Source organism: Candidatus Chloroploca asiatica, assembly GCF_002532075.1.
GTDB lineage: Bacteria > Chloroflexota > Chloroflexia > Chloroflexales > Chloroflexaceae > Chloroploca > Chloroploca asiatica.
This window is the reverse complement of the sequence record NZ_LYXE01000120.1, coordinates 24,913-38,711: the sequence shown is the minus strand read 5'-3', so window position 1 is coordinate 38,711 and position 13,799 is coordinate 24,913. Positions and strand designations below refer to the sequence as shown.

Here is a 13,799-nt window from a genome sequence, read left to right as displayed (position 1 = left end):
TTCCATCTTCATCCTACCGCAAAGGTGTTCACATGGTGTCGGTTGCCGCTGCTGGCTCTGACTTTGCATCAGCCCTGCGCACCATCGGCTCAAGGTTGAGCACTGAAACGCGACGGGCAGCAGCGCGGGCGCGGTGAGCCTGAGGTTCCGCACCATCGGCTCAAGGTTGAGCACTGAAACGCTATGCGCTGCCCTGGGCTACGCCCGGATCTGCGTATGGATCGCTCCGTGGTGCGCGCCCGGTGATCAATTGCTCTGTGATTGCCATCGATCACACCAGATATGCCTACGGGCGTGGATTGCGTTCATTAGAGGAGGATCGCACCACCATCATGCCGGTGGGCGCAGCAGCATACGGGGGCGGATGCCACCCACGGTGGCCCGTGGGCTGCTGCGCCCCTACGCCGGACGACGGCATCCGCCATGACCACGGTGATCGCCCCACACGCCGCCCCTTTGCCCATCCCCCGTGCGGGCACGGCGCTGCGGTGCCCCGACGCCGACCCATCGCCCCCCCCGTACGGGCCCGGCGGCGCCGTGCCCCATCGCCATCCCCCCGTGCGGGCACGGCGCCGCCGGGCCCCATCGCCATCCCCCCGTGCGGGCACGGCGCCGCCGGGCCCCATCGCCATTCCCCGTGCGGGCACGGCGCCGCCGGGCCCCATCGCCATCCCCCCGTGCGGGCACGGCGCCGCCGGGCCCCATCGCTGCTGCGCCCCTACTAACGGGACAACCGGGGTTTGTAGGATCGCGGGCGGATCGCGGCTGGATCGCAGCTGGATCGCTGGGGCTTGTAGACTGGGCCGCATACCCATTGTTGTTTCAAGCCAGGATCTGCTGGCGCAAGGTTGGCTCGTTTCTGGCCCATCAGAGCTGTTGTATGGCTGCGGGTGTGGCCGGGCAAGCGATAGCTGGTGCCCTGATCTGCCGGCTGCAAAGTAGGAGTCCTGCTATGGATCCACTCGAGCGATCAACGCACTCGTTTGTGGTGCGAGTGTGGCGTGAACGTGGAGTGGGTCGCAATGGGCGCGATGGCTGGCGAGGACAGATTGTGCATGTTCAGGATGATACGCGTCAGTCGTTTCGTCGTCTGGAAGAAGTGAGCCTCTTTTTTGCGATCTATCTGATCCGGCTCGGGGTGTATCCGGGCCATAGTTACTGGTTGTTGCGTTTGTTGGCCCCTGGTTTTCTGAAGCGTACGCCCAGGCAGAAGTGATTGTTATGGCAAATGTACTGGCAATCCATTCGGTTGGTTATTCGTTGATCGGTTATTTGCGGCAGGCCTATCGCACGAGTAGCCTCAGGGATCAGCATCCTTGCGCGTTTCGCTTGATCTCGAGTGGGGAACTGGCTGATCCGACGAGCATTCAGACGGACTCGACGGCGACGCTGACGCTCTATCTGTATCGGATGACGATCAATGAGCATCGGCGGAATGCGCCACGGGCACCTGATAACGCCCGTCGTCCGTTGCCGCTGTCGTTGAATTTGCACTATCTGTTGACGGTGTGGGCTGAGAGTGCGATGGCTGAGCACAACATTGTGGCGTGGGCGATGAGTCAGTTTGCACAGGAGGCTACCTTTGGCCGGACGCAACTCTCGGCGGAGGCTGGCTGGCAGCCTGATGATTTGATTCAGGTGATTCCGGAAGAGTTGACGATTGAGAGTTTGATGCGGATCTGGGATGCGTTGGAGCCGACGTATCGTTTGAGTTCTGGCTATATTGCGCGGGTGATTCGCATTGATCCTGATGAAGAAGAGGAGCATCGTCCGGTGGTGGCAACTGATTTCAGGTATGAGGCGCTGGATGATTGAAAGGGCCTTATGCACACACTGTTGAGCCGTGCGCCGAGGGCACGATGCCCTTGCTGTCAGGATAGTGGTGAAGCGTTACAGGGGTGGTGCCGTGATTGATCGCGTTGTGCATCGGGTGCTGGGGGCGGTGCGATTCGTCGATGCGACGGTGGCGCAGCTTGAGGGGGTGAGTCGCCAACTTGTGGTGACTGAGCCAGTGACGATCAGGGCGGCGGAATTGACGTTTCGGCGCAATCGGCGCAATTACTATGTGCTTCACCGGAGTTCGCACCCGCTCTTGCGTGCGCACCATGACCAGTTTGAGGCACCGCCGGCACTGCCGGCGATCGGTAGTCTGAGCTTTGCGGTGGAGGTGGTGCCGTCAACAGGGAGTTACCTGCCGCGGGTGGCAACCATTGCCTTGCCACGCGATCCTGATCCGGCGGCGGTGAATAGTCTGTTTACCCCGCTTGATCTCAGGCTGTACCGTGCGCCGACGGCCGTGCCGCTGGCTGGATGGGGGGCGGTGCGCGTGACGGTGCGGGATGCTGGGGGCGATGCGGTGCCGGGGGCGCTGGTGCGGGTGGTGGCGGCTGATGATGCCACCAATCTGATGGGGGAAGGGATTACGGAATGGCGAGGGCGCGCCCGTGGCGAGGCACTGGTGCCGATTGCGAAGATCCCAACAACCAGTGTGGCGGCGAATGGAACAGGGCCGGTGATCAGCCAAGGGATTGCGATCACGATCCAGGCGTTCCACCATCCCGGGTTTGACCCTGAGACAGCGTTGCCTGACCCTGACGATCTTGAAGCCCGACGGCAAATCCTTGTTGCGGCCCCAGATCCTGATGCACTGAGTGATTTTCTGGTAGCGTCGGGGGTGGTCAACCGGGTGATTCGTGCGGGAGAGGTGATCTATGTTGTTTTGTGACGACGTAGTGGTTCGTTGCGAAAGGATGAGGTGCTATGCCTGAATATCTGGCGCCTGGTGTCTATGTCGAAGAGACAAGCTTTCGCCCCAAGTCAATTGAAGGTGTAAGCACGAGTACCACGGCATTTGTCGGCCCGACGCGTAAAGGTCCGCTGAGCGGTACGCCCGAGGTGATGACCAGTTTTGGTGAGTTCACGCGGATGTACGGTGGGTTGAGCAATCTGTCGTTTGCCTCTGGGACCGATGCGGCCCCTGAGATGACGAACTATCTTGCGCATGCGGTGCGCAGTTTCTTTGAAAATGGGGGCGCACGGGTCTATATTGCGCGCACCTTCCAGCCCCGCATTGATGCGGCTGGGACGGTGACGAGTAGTGGCCTCGCGCAATCGGCGCAGTTTGTGACGACGGCGGGCGGCTTTACGGCGCAGTTTCGCTCACGCGAACCGGGCTCGGGGTATAACGGGGAGATCCGGGTAAGCGAGCGTTTGTCGCCGGCGAATGTGGCGACGATGGCGGCGGCACCGGATGGCTCGCTCTTGCGGATCGGCGGTGAGGTGATCGCCCGTTCCGCCACGCTTCGGGGGAGTACGGGGCCGACGTTCTTCCTTACCCATAATGATCAGTTGACGTTGACCGCCACGGGGGTAGATGTCACGATCCAGTTTCAAGGAACCTCGGCGGTGGTGACTGGTTCGGCGCTGGCCGAGCCGGTGACGGTGCCTGATGATACGACGCTGGTGGTGACGGTCGATAGTATGGAGCAGACGATCAATCTGCCGGCGGGCGACCAGAGCATTGCGGCGCTGGTTGATGCGATCAATCGGTCGATCAGGTATGGGCGGGCCTGGATCGAGAATGGCGATCAGATTAGCCTGGGCACGGATCGGCACGGCACGAGTGCCGCGCTGGCGGTGCAGGCGAATGATCTGCTCGGGTTTGCCGGCGGGGTGAGTAGCAATGGTGGCGGCAATGTGGCGGATCTGGAGCATGTGACGATCGCCGAGATTCAGGCGTTGCTTGATGGAGCCCGGCCCAATACGCTGCGGGTGACGATGCCGCCGAGTACGGGGCAGCTCACGTTTGCTACGGTTGCGACGGGCACGGCGGCAACGCTGCAAGCGCAGGACACGCCGGGGCGGACGGCGCTTGGTTTGCCGAGTGCCGTAGCGACGGGTGAGGACGGGGCGAATCCGAGCTATTTCCTCAAGACGAACGGCAGTTGGGCGTTGGTCGGGGGCGTCAACATTCCGGCACCCGATACAAGTCAGCCCTTGACGACCACAGCCCATCTGGTGAGTGTCAATCTGGAGACCGAGGATGGCGATGGCAACCTGATGGCCTATGAAAATCTGGGCTTTGCCACAACGCATCCGCGGTATATCGGGGCTATTTTGCCACAAAGACCCTCGCGCAAAGCTGATGCGCTGCAAAATCTCTACTGGTTGCAGACAAGTGGCACCAATGAACCCTTTGCCCTTTTTAATGGCTTGCTTGGTGGGGGAACCGAGAATACGATCCCGGTAGCGGGGGGCAATGACGGCGGCACACCGGTTTCGAGCTCGATGACGGCAGGCGCGGTCTCGTACGAACGGGGCCTGGAACTCCTGGAGATTATCGAAGATATTTCGATCATCGCGGCGCCTGGTTCAAGTGGGTTTGACCCGAACGATACAGCCGATATCCTCTATCGTGATGTGCAAAACCGCCTGATCAGCCATGCCGAGCGGATGAAATACCGGATTGCCGTGCTTGACACCAAACCGGGCCTGACCGTTGGCGAAGTCCGCGAGGCCCGGGGCTTGATTGACAGCACCTATGCGGCGGTCTACTACCCCTGGATCACCATCGCCAACCCGCTGGCGCGACCGGGCAACGATCTCATTCCCAAAGAGATCAACATCCCACCGTCGGGCGCCATGTCGGGCATCTATGCGCGTACCGACGTGCAACGCGGCGTCTGGAAAGCCCCGGCGAACGAGGTTGTGCGTGATGCGTTGCGCTTCGAGGTTGACGTCAACAAACGACAGCAGGATGTCTTGAATCCCGAGGGCATCAACTGCCTACGCTACCTGAGCGGGCGGGGCTATCGCGTCTGGGGCGCACGGACAGCCACCTCGGATCTGGAATGGCTCTATGTGAGCGTGCGACGCTACTTCATCTATCTCGAACGCTCGATTGACGTGAGCACCCAGTGGGCGGTGTTTGAACCAAACGGACCAGACCTCTGGGCGAACATTCGCGAAACCGTGAGCAACTTTCTGTACGCCGAATGGCTGACCGGAGCGCTGCTTGGTGCCAGCCGCGAGGAGGCCTTCTTTGTGCGCTGTGACCGGAGCACGATGACCCAGCAGGATCTTGATCTAGGGCGACTGATCTGCGAGATCGGGGTGGCGGTCGTCAAGCCAGCCGAATTTGTCATCTTCCGGATTGGGCAGAAGACAGCGGATGCACGCGGGTAGCGAGGAGGAACTTGAAGCATGGCAGAGCGCACTGTTCCCTACGGGGATTTCAATTATCTGGTCAAATTCGACGGCAACGAACTCTTCGGTGGCTTTTCGGAAGTTTCGGGCCTGGGGATGGAGATCGGGGTAGCCCAATATCGGACGGGGAACGAAGCCGAGAATCACCCACGCAAGATCCCTGGGATGACGACGGTGAGCGACATCACCTTGCGGCGGGGCATCATCAGTTCGGCGGATCTCTGGACGTGGCTTGACGATACGCGGCGCACCGGGCCAGTCGCGAAGAAGAACATCTCGATCACCTTGCAAGACGAAGCGCACAACGATGTGCAGACCTGGTCATTGACGGGGGTCTTCCCGATGCGCTACAACGGCCCATCGCTGAATGCGCGGGGCGGGAGTGAAGTTGCGATTGAGGAGTTGGTGTTGGCGTGCGAGTCATTCACGATCGAGTGAGTATTGTTATGAGCATTGCCAGCTTCGCTGGCAATGCTCATAGTAGATCCTTTTGCGGGCCTGTGGCCCCACAATTGCCAGGTGAATTGGTATGGTACGTGGGCTGAGTTTTGTTGATGACATTCCGGTGGTGGCGAGCGACCCGCAGCGGGCGGATATTGCCTGTTTTGTCGGGTTTGTGGCGCAGCGCCGGGCTAGCGCTGGGGGCGAGGTGATGCGTTGGCTGGCCGCCAGGGGTTGGCCGATGCAGACGACGGTGCCGCCGGTTGAGGCGACGGCCCGTGATGCGCTGCCTGCTTCGTTGACCCTGGTGGCACCGGCAAACCGGCTGACGGTCACGCTTGATGGCAGAACCCAGACGCTTGTTTTGCCGGTGGAGCCAATGACATCGACAAGGCTGGTGCAGACGCTCAATAGCCTGATGGCGGGCGGGTACGCCTACACGGATGCGCAGGGGCGGCTGGTGCTTGGCAGTGATACTCAGGGCGTGCGGGCGTCGGTGCAGGTGCGGCGCAATCCGGCGCTGGGGTTTGCGCTTGATACGCTGGTGGCGGGTGAGACGTTGCGCATCACGACGATCCCTGACCTGACGAATCTGCCGATCCCGATTGATACCTGGGATATGTTTGATCAGCTTTTTGCGTGGGAGCAGCGCGTTTTTGATGCGCAAGGGACAACTGGACACAGCTACCTCGGTGCGGCGGTACGCTCGTTTTTTGCGCAGGGTGGGCGCAAGTGTTATGTGGTACGGGTTGGTGATCCGCCGTGGTTGGAACCAGCGGCAGATCAGACGCGAGAAGATCGGCTGTACACCTTGATGAACCAGGTGATCCCGGGGTATCCAGACCGCATTGAGGTTGACCCGCTTGACCAGACGACCTGGAAGGGCGTTGCGCATCTGTTAGGGTTGACTGATGTTTCGTTTGTCTGCCTGCCCGATCTCCCCGATCTTGTCAGTGCGGCTCGGGTCGCTAGTGAGCTGCCGATGCCATTGCCAGGCCCCGAGGAGCGGTTTGTCGTCTGTTCGGAGCCGGTCGCGCCACCCGCCGATCGTGAAGAGGTTGCGATCCGTGCGCCGCGCTGCGATGACGATGGGTATGAGGCCTGGGCGCGAGCGGTGCGTCTGGTGGGCGATATGCTGGCGCGGTACCAGCGCGAGACGCAACTGGTCGCCGCGATCCCGTTGCCCGAAGCGGGTCATGCTATGCAGCAGCATCCGCTTGGCGGGTTGGTGGCGAATGGGGAAGGCCCGTTGGCGCATCATCTGAATGATCGGGCGACCGGCATTGCGAGCGCCTTTGTGCAACTGGTGTATCCGTGGGTCAAGACGCCGGGCTCGGCGCGCTTGCCGGAACGGCTTGAAGCACCTGATGCGGTGGTGGTGGGCCTGCTGGCGCGTAATGCGTTGGCGCGTGGTACCTACCAGAGCGCCGCCACGCTTAGGTTGGGCGATGTATATGACATTGTGCCAGGGTTGCGGCGTGATCAGATGCAGGCGGCCGTCCTGGACAATCCAAGGCGAAGTGCGCAAAGCCATATCCTCGAAGAGCGCGTCACGTTGCTTGGCCCGACTCCGGCAGGCTTCCGGCTGCTCAGCGATGTAACGACGAGTCTGGATGAAAGCTACCGGCTGGCAAGTGTCAATCGCCTGATTGCGACGCTGGTGCGAGCCGCCCGGCTGCTTGGCGAGAGCCTCGTCTTTGAGCCGAGCGGCCCCTTGCTCTGGCGACGGCTGCGGGAGCAGATGGAACAGTTGTTACGCGGGCTCTGGCGGCAGGGCGCATTGCGTGGTGAGGCAGCAGGTGAGGCGTTTCAGGTGCGTTGTGATCGCAGCACCATGACGCAACAGGATCTTGATCAGGGACGCCTGATTGCCGAAGTTACCTTTACCCCGACGGTCAGCCTTGAGCAGATTCAGGTTGTGCTAGCGCTTGCCGAAGGCGGGCAGGTTTCGCTGGTAGGAGGTCGTCGTGACTGACAGCAGCCCATCGCTAGAAGTACCGCTGCACATCTTTCGGTTCAAAGTCGAGTTTCAAGAAGCCTCGATTGATGAAGCGGTCGGCTCGGCGGTGAGTCTGGTTGACGGATATTTCAGTGAAGTCTCGGGCCTGGATGCAACGATGGAACCGAAAACGATCCAGGTCGGCGGGATGAACTACGGGGTGGTGCAGCGTCCAGGTCGGGTCAGTTTTGCGACAGTGATTCTGCGGCGGGGCATCACGACGCGGCGGCACCTGTGGCAGTGGTTTGAACTGATGAATGTGAGCGGGGCCTACAAACATCGCTTGCAGGTGACGATTACGCTGCAAGACCATAGTGGCGAGCCGCAGTTGAAATGGACGCTGGAACGGGCCATGCCGATCCGCTTCAAATCGCCCGACTTGAATGCAATGACGGGTGACGATGTGGGCATCGAAGAGATCCATCTTGCGCATGAGGGGTTGCGGTACGAGGTGGTTGGCTAGCGGTTTTTTTGACGCAAAGGCGCAAAGGCGCAAAGATTTTTTTGCATTGCTAGGCGCAGCTTTGTGCCGGTGCATCAACGCTGGGGGGGATTGGCGCGAAGGCGCGAAGGTTCTAAAACCTTGTCATGCTGAGTATCACATGGCCCGCAGGCCAGTGATGCCGTGAGCAACCAAGGTGTTGCCCAGGCCCGCCCTTGTCACCCCGAACGGAGTGAGGGGTCTTCCATGCCGATCAGGGCAGATTCCTCACTGCGCCTGCCCTGAGCGCAGTCGAAGGGTTCGGAATGACCGTGGAGCCGTTGCGCTCCGAGCATTAAGGTTTTGTTGCTGAGGAGCGCAGCGAAGCATCTCTGCCGTTGGAACGCCTGAGACCCTTCGCTGTGCTCAGGGTGACAACATTCTGAAACATGCCTTAGGGTTTTGAACGGTCACGTGGTCTGGAAGCTTTGTTTAAGGAGGGGTGATGTCAGATACAAGCAATCCTGAACAGGCGATCATCACTCCTATTTCGCAAGGGGCTGGTCAGGAGCTCGAAGCGGTGACGGTGCAATTCAACCCGGCGTCGCTTGAATATAACCTGCGCAACAATATCGAGAAAAAGGGCCGTGGGGCGCGGGCGCGCCAGCATGTGAGCCAGACGACCGCCACGCTGACGACAGAACTGATTTTTGACACGACGCATACTGGGCAAGATGTACGGATCGAGACGGTCAAGATTGCGCGGTATTTGCAGCCGTATGATGACGCCAAAAAAATTCCGCCAACGATTCGTTTTGAGTGGGGCACCTTTGTTTTTGAAGGGTATGTCGAGTCATATAAAGAGACGATCGACTTTTTTGCCGCTGGTGGCGTACCGCTGCGTTCGACCTTGAACGTGACCTTCACGAGCAAGGACAAACAGTTTGACACCCGTTCGGCGAACGAGAGCGAGGCGGCAAATGTAGGTCAGGGCTTGAGTGGGCTTGATAGTGCGGTTGTTGCGCCGGCACCCGAGGGCGGTGGCGATAACCCAACGGCGGGCAGCGCAGCAGACACTGCGGCACAAGGAGGCGATCCAGGGGCGGCACGGATGCTGGCGCTGGCAAATGGCCTGGAGAACCTGCGCTTTCCGGCGGGGGCGTTGGCGGTCGGGGCAGGCGCAAGCATCGGCGCTGCGGCGGCCTTCTCGGCGGGCGCGTCGGCCTCGCTTGGCCTCAATGCAGGGATTTCCGCCGGGATCGGGGCGAGTGCGAGCGCGGGTTTTGGGGCCGGGGCCAGTGCCGGGTTTGGGGCCGGGGCCAGTGCCGGGTTTGGGGCCGGGGCCAGTGCCGGGTTTGGCGCGGGGGCGAGTGCCGGGTTTGGCGCCGGGGCCAGTGCCGGGTTTGGCGCGGGGGCGTCGGCGGGCTTTGGGGCCGGGGCCAGTGCGTCGGCGGGCTTTGGGGCCGGGGCGAGCGCCGGGTTCGGGGCCGGGGCCAGTGCGGGGTTCGGGGCGAGTGCGAGCGCGGGCTTCGGGGCCGGGGCGAGCGCGGGCTTTGGGGCCGGGGCGAGCGCGGGCTTTGGGGCCGGGGCGAGTGCGGGCTTTGGCGCGGGGGCCAGCGCCGGTGGCGGGGCGATGTTTGGCGCAACGGCGTCAGCAGGGGTTACGGCGTCGGCGGGTGCCTTCAGCGGTCTTCATCATACAACAAGCGTTAAGAAAACAGCATCTTTGAATACGAATAATATTATTAAGGGCAGCATTTCTTCAAATGTTAGTACGGATCAAGGTGCAAGTTTCAAAGTTGGCGGCCAGGCTCATCTCGAAGGCTCGGCGAGCCTGAGTGCGAAGGTGAATGGCAATCTGAGTGCGAAGCTTCAGTTTGATGCGTGATGAGAGGTTGTGCCAGTGTGGCGACGGTGTCGCCACACTGACACAAGCATAGAGGGGCGATGAAGCAGCTATGAGCAGTAACGATGTTCGTTTTGATATGGTTGAAGGCGTTATTGGGGCGGAGCAGACTGAACGCGGTGCGCGGGAAGGTGAGCAGGAGGAGGCGAGGGGTTTGCTGGAATTGCCGCCTGAGCAGGTGGCGCGGGCGTTGCAGCGGATGCAACGACGGCAGGCGCGGTTACGGGCTGATTAGATTTGACGCAAAGGCGCAAAGGGTGTTGATAGATGACAGAAGCTCCTCCAGATCTGGTGTATATGCGGCCAAGTGTGCGGGTCGCTGAGCAGGCCTATGCCAAAATTGAAGAACTGCTGATCGGGATGACGATGACCGAGCAGGAGGGCGGTCTGGCGGCCCTGGAGTTGCGGTACAGTGGCAAGGCAAGTGATACTGAAGGCGATGCCGATTATGCTTTTGAAGATGAAGAGATCTATCAATTAGGAGCTGAAATCCTGGTGGGCGCAGGCGATGTGAGTTCGCCAGAGGAGATCTTTCGGGGCATTGTGACTGGCTTCGAGTTGAGCTTTCCCGAAGACGGCCCACCCGAACTGGTTATTCTGGCTGAGGATGCGTTGATGTTGGCGCGGATGACGCGCAAAACGCGCACCTTTGATGAGGACGAGGTGACGGTGAAAGGCCTTGCCGAAGAACTCGCCGACACGTTGAGTTTGACGCCGGTGATTGCCGATGGCCTTGAGACAAATATTGGCACGCAGGTGCAATTGAATGAGAGCGATCTCGCGTTTGTGCGTCGCATCTGTCGACGCTACGATGTTGATTTGCAGGTCGTCGGGACTGAGTTGCATGTCTCGCCGCGTGGTGCCGTGCGCCGCGGGGATCCGTTGACGTTGACGATGTATGAAGCGCTGGTGCAGGTGAGCATGCTCGCCGACCTGGCGCACCAGGTCACCGAGATGACGACGAGTGGTTGGGATGCGCTGGCGGGGCGCAAAATCACTGGTACCGCCAGCCGACTGACGGCGACTGGCCCGGGGAGCGGCACCACCGGCAAGGATGTCTTAGAACGTATCTCGCGGCAGCGCACGCATCATATCGGCCATCTGGCGATGGCGACCAGCGATGAAGCGCAGGCGATCGCCGAAGCAGCATTTGACCAGCGCGCCCGTCGCTTTGTCTGCATCGAAGGCACGGCGGTCGGCGATCCCAAGCTGCGCGTCGGAACGCACGTCGAACTGGTTGGGGTGGGGCCGCGTTTTGAAAATACGTACTATGTCACCTCGGCGTGCCATCGCTGGGATGAGACGCGGGGCTACCAGGTTGACTTTGAGGCCGAGAGCGCCTATTGGGGCGGTAGATGAGAATCTGGCTGAAGAGGGATTGACCATGCTTCAAGAGCAAGAACTCTATGATCTTCCAATGGCGGGGCGTTTTGTCGGGATGTACCTGGCAGAAGTGGTCTCGGCAGTTGATAGTGACGAAAATCTCGGGCGGGTGCAGGTACGGCTCTTGCATCACGATGGGGTTGGCGAGCAGGATGGCCCGATCTGGGCGGCTGTGGCTGTCCCATTTGCGGGGAAAGAGATGGGGGCGTTTCTGATTCCCAAAAAGGGCGATCAGGTGCTGGTTGGCTTTGTGCAGGGCGACCCGCGCTACCCCGTTGTGCTTGGGGGGGTCTGGAGTCACAGTGCGCCGCCACCAGAGCAGGTGGACGACGAGAAGGTGCATGTCTGGTCAATCACGAGCGCCAAGAAGAGCCGCATTGCGATCGAAGAGGCCGAAACGCCGACGATTACGCTCAAGACACCCAATCAGACCGAGGTGAGCGTGGTGCTGAGTGATGAGGGCGGTGGTCAGGTTGTGATCAAGGCGAATAATGCGACGATTACGCTTGATAGCAGCGGCATTACGCTTGATTCGCCATCGAATATTACGATCAATGCCGGGGGCAAGCTTGATCTGACGGCAGCGGGTGGGGTGACGATCAAAGGAGCGCAGGTGACGGTGAATGGGGCGACGACGATTATACCGTCAGCGACGACGCCTTCGATTACGGCTGGTACGTATAGCGTAGGAGTTGGCAACATATGGTAGCTAGCCACAACCATGCGGTGTTGCTGCGTGGCCTGCGCCTGCACGAGGCGGGTGATAGTCGGCCAACCCTGGTGCGCCGTAGCGACATCAAATTCCTTGATGGACTGCTCGCCGATATGAGCGAAGGCGGCGCTTTTGCCAAACTGAAGGGCGGCACAATTAACCAGGGGTTGATGCAGAACCAGCTTGCCGCGCGACCAGTTGAGCGGGCCGACCGCATGGTGCTGCGGCGTACGAAGCGCGAGCTCCAGCCACCCGTCAAGCTCTATCAGCCGGTGCATCGCACCTTCCAGTTTGTTGTGCTGGAAGCGGTCTGTGACTTCTTGCCTGAACTTGGCGAAGCCGGGTTGCCGAAGCTCGACCGCACCCAGATCGAGAGTTCGGGGCTGGTCATTCGGCGGATCAACGGCGAGACGGGGCTGACCGAGGCGTGGTTAAGCGACGGCAATGCGTTGCGTGGCTGGTTCCCGATCCAGGAAGACGGGCTGAACGATGACATTGATCCTGATCCGCAGCGCCGCCCGCGTCGTCTAGGCACGGGGATCCGCGAACTCGACGAGCAACTCGGGCTGCACCGCCTTCCCGCCGAGCACCTGAGCGAAGCCGTTGAGCCGCTCTATGTGGCGCCGCCTGATGTCTGTGCAGGTGCGGCCAGAACGCTCTTGTTTGGCATGATCCCGACGGTCAGCCTTGAACAGAGCGAGCTCCCGACTGCGCAACTGGCCCCGCCGCGCCTGGAGCTCGGGCAGTTACGCGATCTCTTTGCCGATTACCTGACGCCAGCCGGGGGGCAACGGGCAATTCCGTTGCAACTGAATCCGCTCGGCGTCGATTTTTACCAACTTAAACAGCGCGAGTTGACTCAACAGGATCGGTTTTTGTCGCTCTTGCGCTGGGTTGTTGAACTGGACGCACTTGAAAACCCGGCGGTGATCGAGCACCTGAATAGTGTGACGGTGCAACTCGGGCTGGATCCGACAACGCCAGGTCTGGCGATTGTGGCCCCCTTCACGCGGGTCACGCAGCGGGGACGAAACAATCTGGTCATTGCCGACTATCTTGAGGTGCGCCTGGGCGATCTGGTGGCCGATAGTGCCACGCGCCTCCGTGATAGCGAGAGCGATCTCACCAATCAAATCACGGTCGCGAGTGGACAGACCCTGGCCTGGAGCATCCCGACGACCACGCTGAGTGACGAGGTGCTCGGGGCGCTTGCCGACCGGATGCAGAGCCGGATCACCGAATTCAAACTCATCTCGGGCGAGCGGCGCTTTGATCCGCGCCGGGGGCGTTATGTCGCCCGGGCCTTTATTCGCGTGAAGCGTGAGCCCGGGTGCCCGCCGCAACTCTGGTGGAGCGAGTATAGCGAAGTGTTTCAGATTGCCCAGCACTGGGACCACAATCCCGACGTACCGCCGGCGATCATTCCGCTGCCCGACCTGCCCTCGCGGGCGGCCTTGAAAGCAATGAAACCCAATGTCGCCTTTGAAGTCCCCGAGAGCCTCGAAAACTTCCTGGCAGCCAATGGTCTCAACGCGTTCCTCGAAGGCAATGCGACCAAAGGCAACGGCGGTGGCATTGGTATTCTCTGGATCTGTAGTTTTAGCATTTATATCATTATGATGATTGCCTTCATTATTTTGATCATTTTTGCCATCTTGCTCAATATCGTCTTTAACTGGTTGATTTTTATTCGGATTTGTTTGCCGATTCCGGTTCCAGAAGAGGAGTAATA

At 60.6% G+C, this 13,799-nt stretch carries 12 protein-coding genes; all 12 read left to right on the top strand.

All coding sequences use genetic code 11. The features are described 5' to 3' along the window. Positions 1–952: 952 nt before the first annotated feature. The 12 genes from A9Q02_RS15750 to A9Q02_RS15695 all read left to right on the top strand — a co-directional run bounded on the left by A9Q02_RS15750 (position 953) and on the right by A9Q02_RS15695 (position 13,797). Complete coding sequence (locus tag A9Q02_RS15750) at positions 953–1,216, top strand: hypothetical protein (RefSeq protein WP_097654042.1); 264 nt, start codon at positions 953–955, stop codon at positions 1,214–1,216. A 5-nt stretch (positions 1,217–1,221) separates the two neighbouring features. Further along, positions 1,222–1,815 carry a Pvc16 family protein gene (locus A9Q02_RS15745; protein WP_097654041.1) on the top strand — a complete coding sequence of 198 codons (594 nt, stop codon included), beginning with the start codon at positions 1,222–1,224 and terminating at the stop codon, positions 1,813–1,815. Between the two features lie 67 nt (positions 1,816–1,882). Then, positions 1,883–2,725 (top strand): hypothetical protein, encoded by an 843-nt coding sequence (locus A9Q02_RS24310; RefSeq protein ID WP_172451033.1) that lies wholly within the window; start codon positions 1,883–1,885, stop codon positions 2,723–2,725. Between the two features lie 35 nt (positions 2,726–2,760). Further along, on the top strand, positions 2,761–5,184 hold the full coding sequence (locus A9Q02_RS15735; RefSeq protein ID WP_097654040.1) for a phage tail sheath family protein: 2,424 nt from the start codon (positions 2,761–2,763) through the stop codon (positions 5,182–5,184). A gap of 18 nt (positions 5,185–5,202) precedes the next feature. Continuing rightward, a complete protein-coding gene (locus A9Q02_RS15730) occupies positions 5,203–5,643 on the top strand; it encodes a phage tail protein (RefSeq protein WP_097654039.1) in 441 nt (146 codons plus the stop codon). Positions 5,644–5,734: 91 nt separating this feature from the next. After that, complete coding sequence (locus A9Q02_RS15725; protein WP_097654038.1) at positions 5,735–7,621, top strand: phage tail sheath family protein; 1,887 nt, start codon at positions 5,735–5,737, stop codon at positions 7,619–7,621. Next, entirely contained in the window at positions 7,614–8,108 is a 495-nt protein-coding gene (locus A9Q02_RS15720; protein WP_097654037.1) for a phage tail protein, read from the top strand. The genes A9Q02_RS15725 and A9Q02_RS15720 overlap by 8 nt, the downstream gene beginning before the upstream one ends. A gap of 463 nt (positions 8,109–8,571) precedes the next feature. After that, positions 8,572–9,954 (top strand): CIS tube protein, encoded by a 1,383-nt coding sequence (locus A9Q02_RS23800; RefSeq protein ID WP_141508959.1) that lies wholly within the window; start codon positions 8,572–8,574, stop codon positions 9,952–9,954. Between the two features lie 70 nt (positions 9,955–10,024). Next, the gene (locus A9Q02_RS15710; RefSeq protein ID WP_097654036.1) at positions 10,025–10,207 is read left to right on the top strand and encodes a hypothetical protein; all 183 of its coding nucleotides are present in this window, start codon (positions 10,025–10,027) and stop codon (positions 10,205–10,207) included. A gap of 32 nt (positions 10,208–10,239) precedes the next feature. Next, positions 10,240–11,331, top strand: a complete 1,092-nt coding sequence (locus tag A9Q02_RS15705) for a phage late control D family protein (protein ID WP_097654035.1) — start codon at positions 10,240–10,242, stop codon at positions 11,329–11,331. Positions 11,332–11,356: 25 nt separating this feature from the next. Then, entirely contained in the window at positions 11,357–12,064 is a 708-nt protein-coding gene (locus tag A9Q02_RS15700; protein WP_097654034.1) for a phage baseplate assembly protein V, read from the top strand. Continuing rightward, positions 12,058–13,797 (top strand): hypothetical protein, encoded by a 1,740-nt coding sequence (locus A9Q02_RS15695; RefSeq protein ID WP_097654033.1) that lies wholly within the window; start codon positions 12,058–12,060, stop codon positions 13,795–13,797. The genes A9Q02_RS15700 and A9Q02_RS15695 overlap by 7 nt, the downstream gene beginning before the upstream one ends. The last annotated feature ends 2 nt before the right edge of the window (positions 13,798–13,799 follow it).

Bases quoted from the DNA above. Each gene is read 5' to 3' on its own strand.
- A9Q02_RS15750 (WP_097654042.1), top strand. From the start codon at position 953: ATGGATCCACTCGAGCGATCAACGCACTCGTTTGTGGTGCGAGTGTGG.
- A9Q02_RS15745 (WP_097654041.1), top strand. From the start codon at position 1,222: ATGGCAAATGTACTGGCAATCCATTCGGTTGGTTATTCGTTGATCGGT.
- A9Q02_RS15735 (WP_097654040.1), top strand. From the start codon at position 2,761: ATGCCTGAATATCTGGCGCCTGGTGTCTATGTCGAAGAGACAAGCTTT.
- A9Q02_RS15730 (WP_097654039.1), top strand. From the start codon at position 5,203: ATGGCAGAGCGCACTGTTCCCTACGGGGATTTCAATTATCTGGTCAAA.
- A9Q02_RS15725 (WP_097654038.1), top strand. From the start codon at position 5,735: ATGGTACGTGGGCTGAGTTTTGTTGATGACATTCCGGTGGTGGCGAGC.
- A9Q02_RS23800 (WP_141508959.1), top strand. From the start codon at position 8,572: ATGTCAGATACAAGCAATCCTGAACAGGCGATCATCACTCCTATTTCG.
- A9Q02_RS15710 (WP_097654036.1), top strand. From the start codon at position 10,025: ATGAGCAGTAACGATGTTCGTTTTGATATGGTTGAAGGCGTTATTGGG.
- A9Q02_RS15705 (WP_097654035.1), top strand. From the start codon at position 10,240: ATGACAGAAGCTCCTCCAGATCTGGTGTATATGCGGCCAAGTGTGCGG.
- A9Q02_RS15700 (WP_097654034.1), top strand. From the start codon at position 11,357: ATGCTTCAAGAGCAAGAACTCTATGATCTTCCAATGGCGGGGCGTTTT.
- A9Q02_RS15695 (WP_097654033.1), top strand. From the start codon at position 12,058: ATGGTAGCTAGCCACAACCATGCGGTGTTGCTGCGTGGCCTGCGCCTG.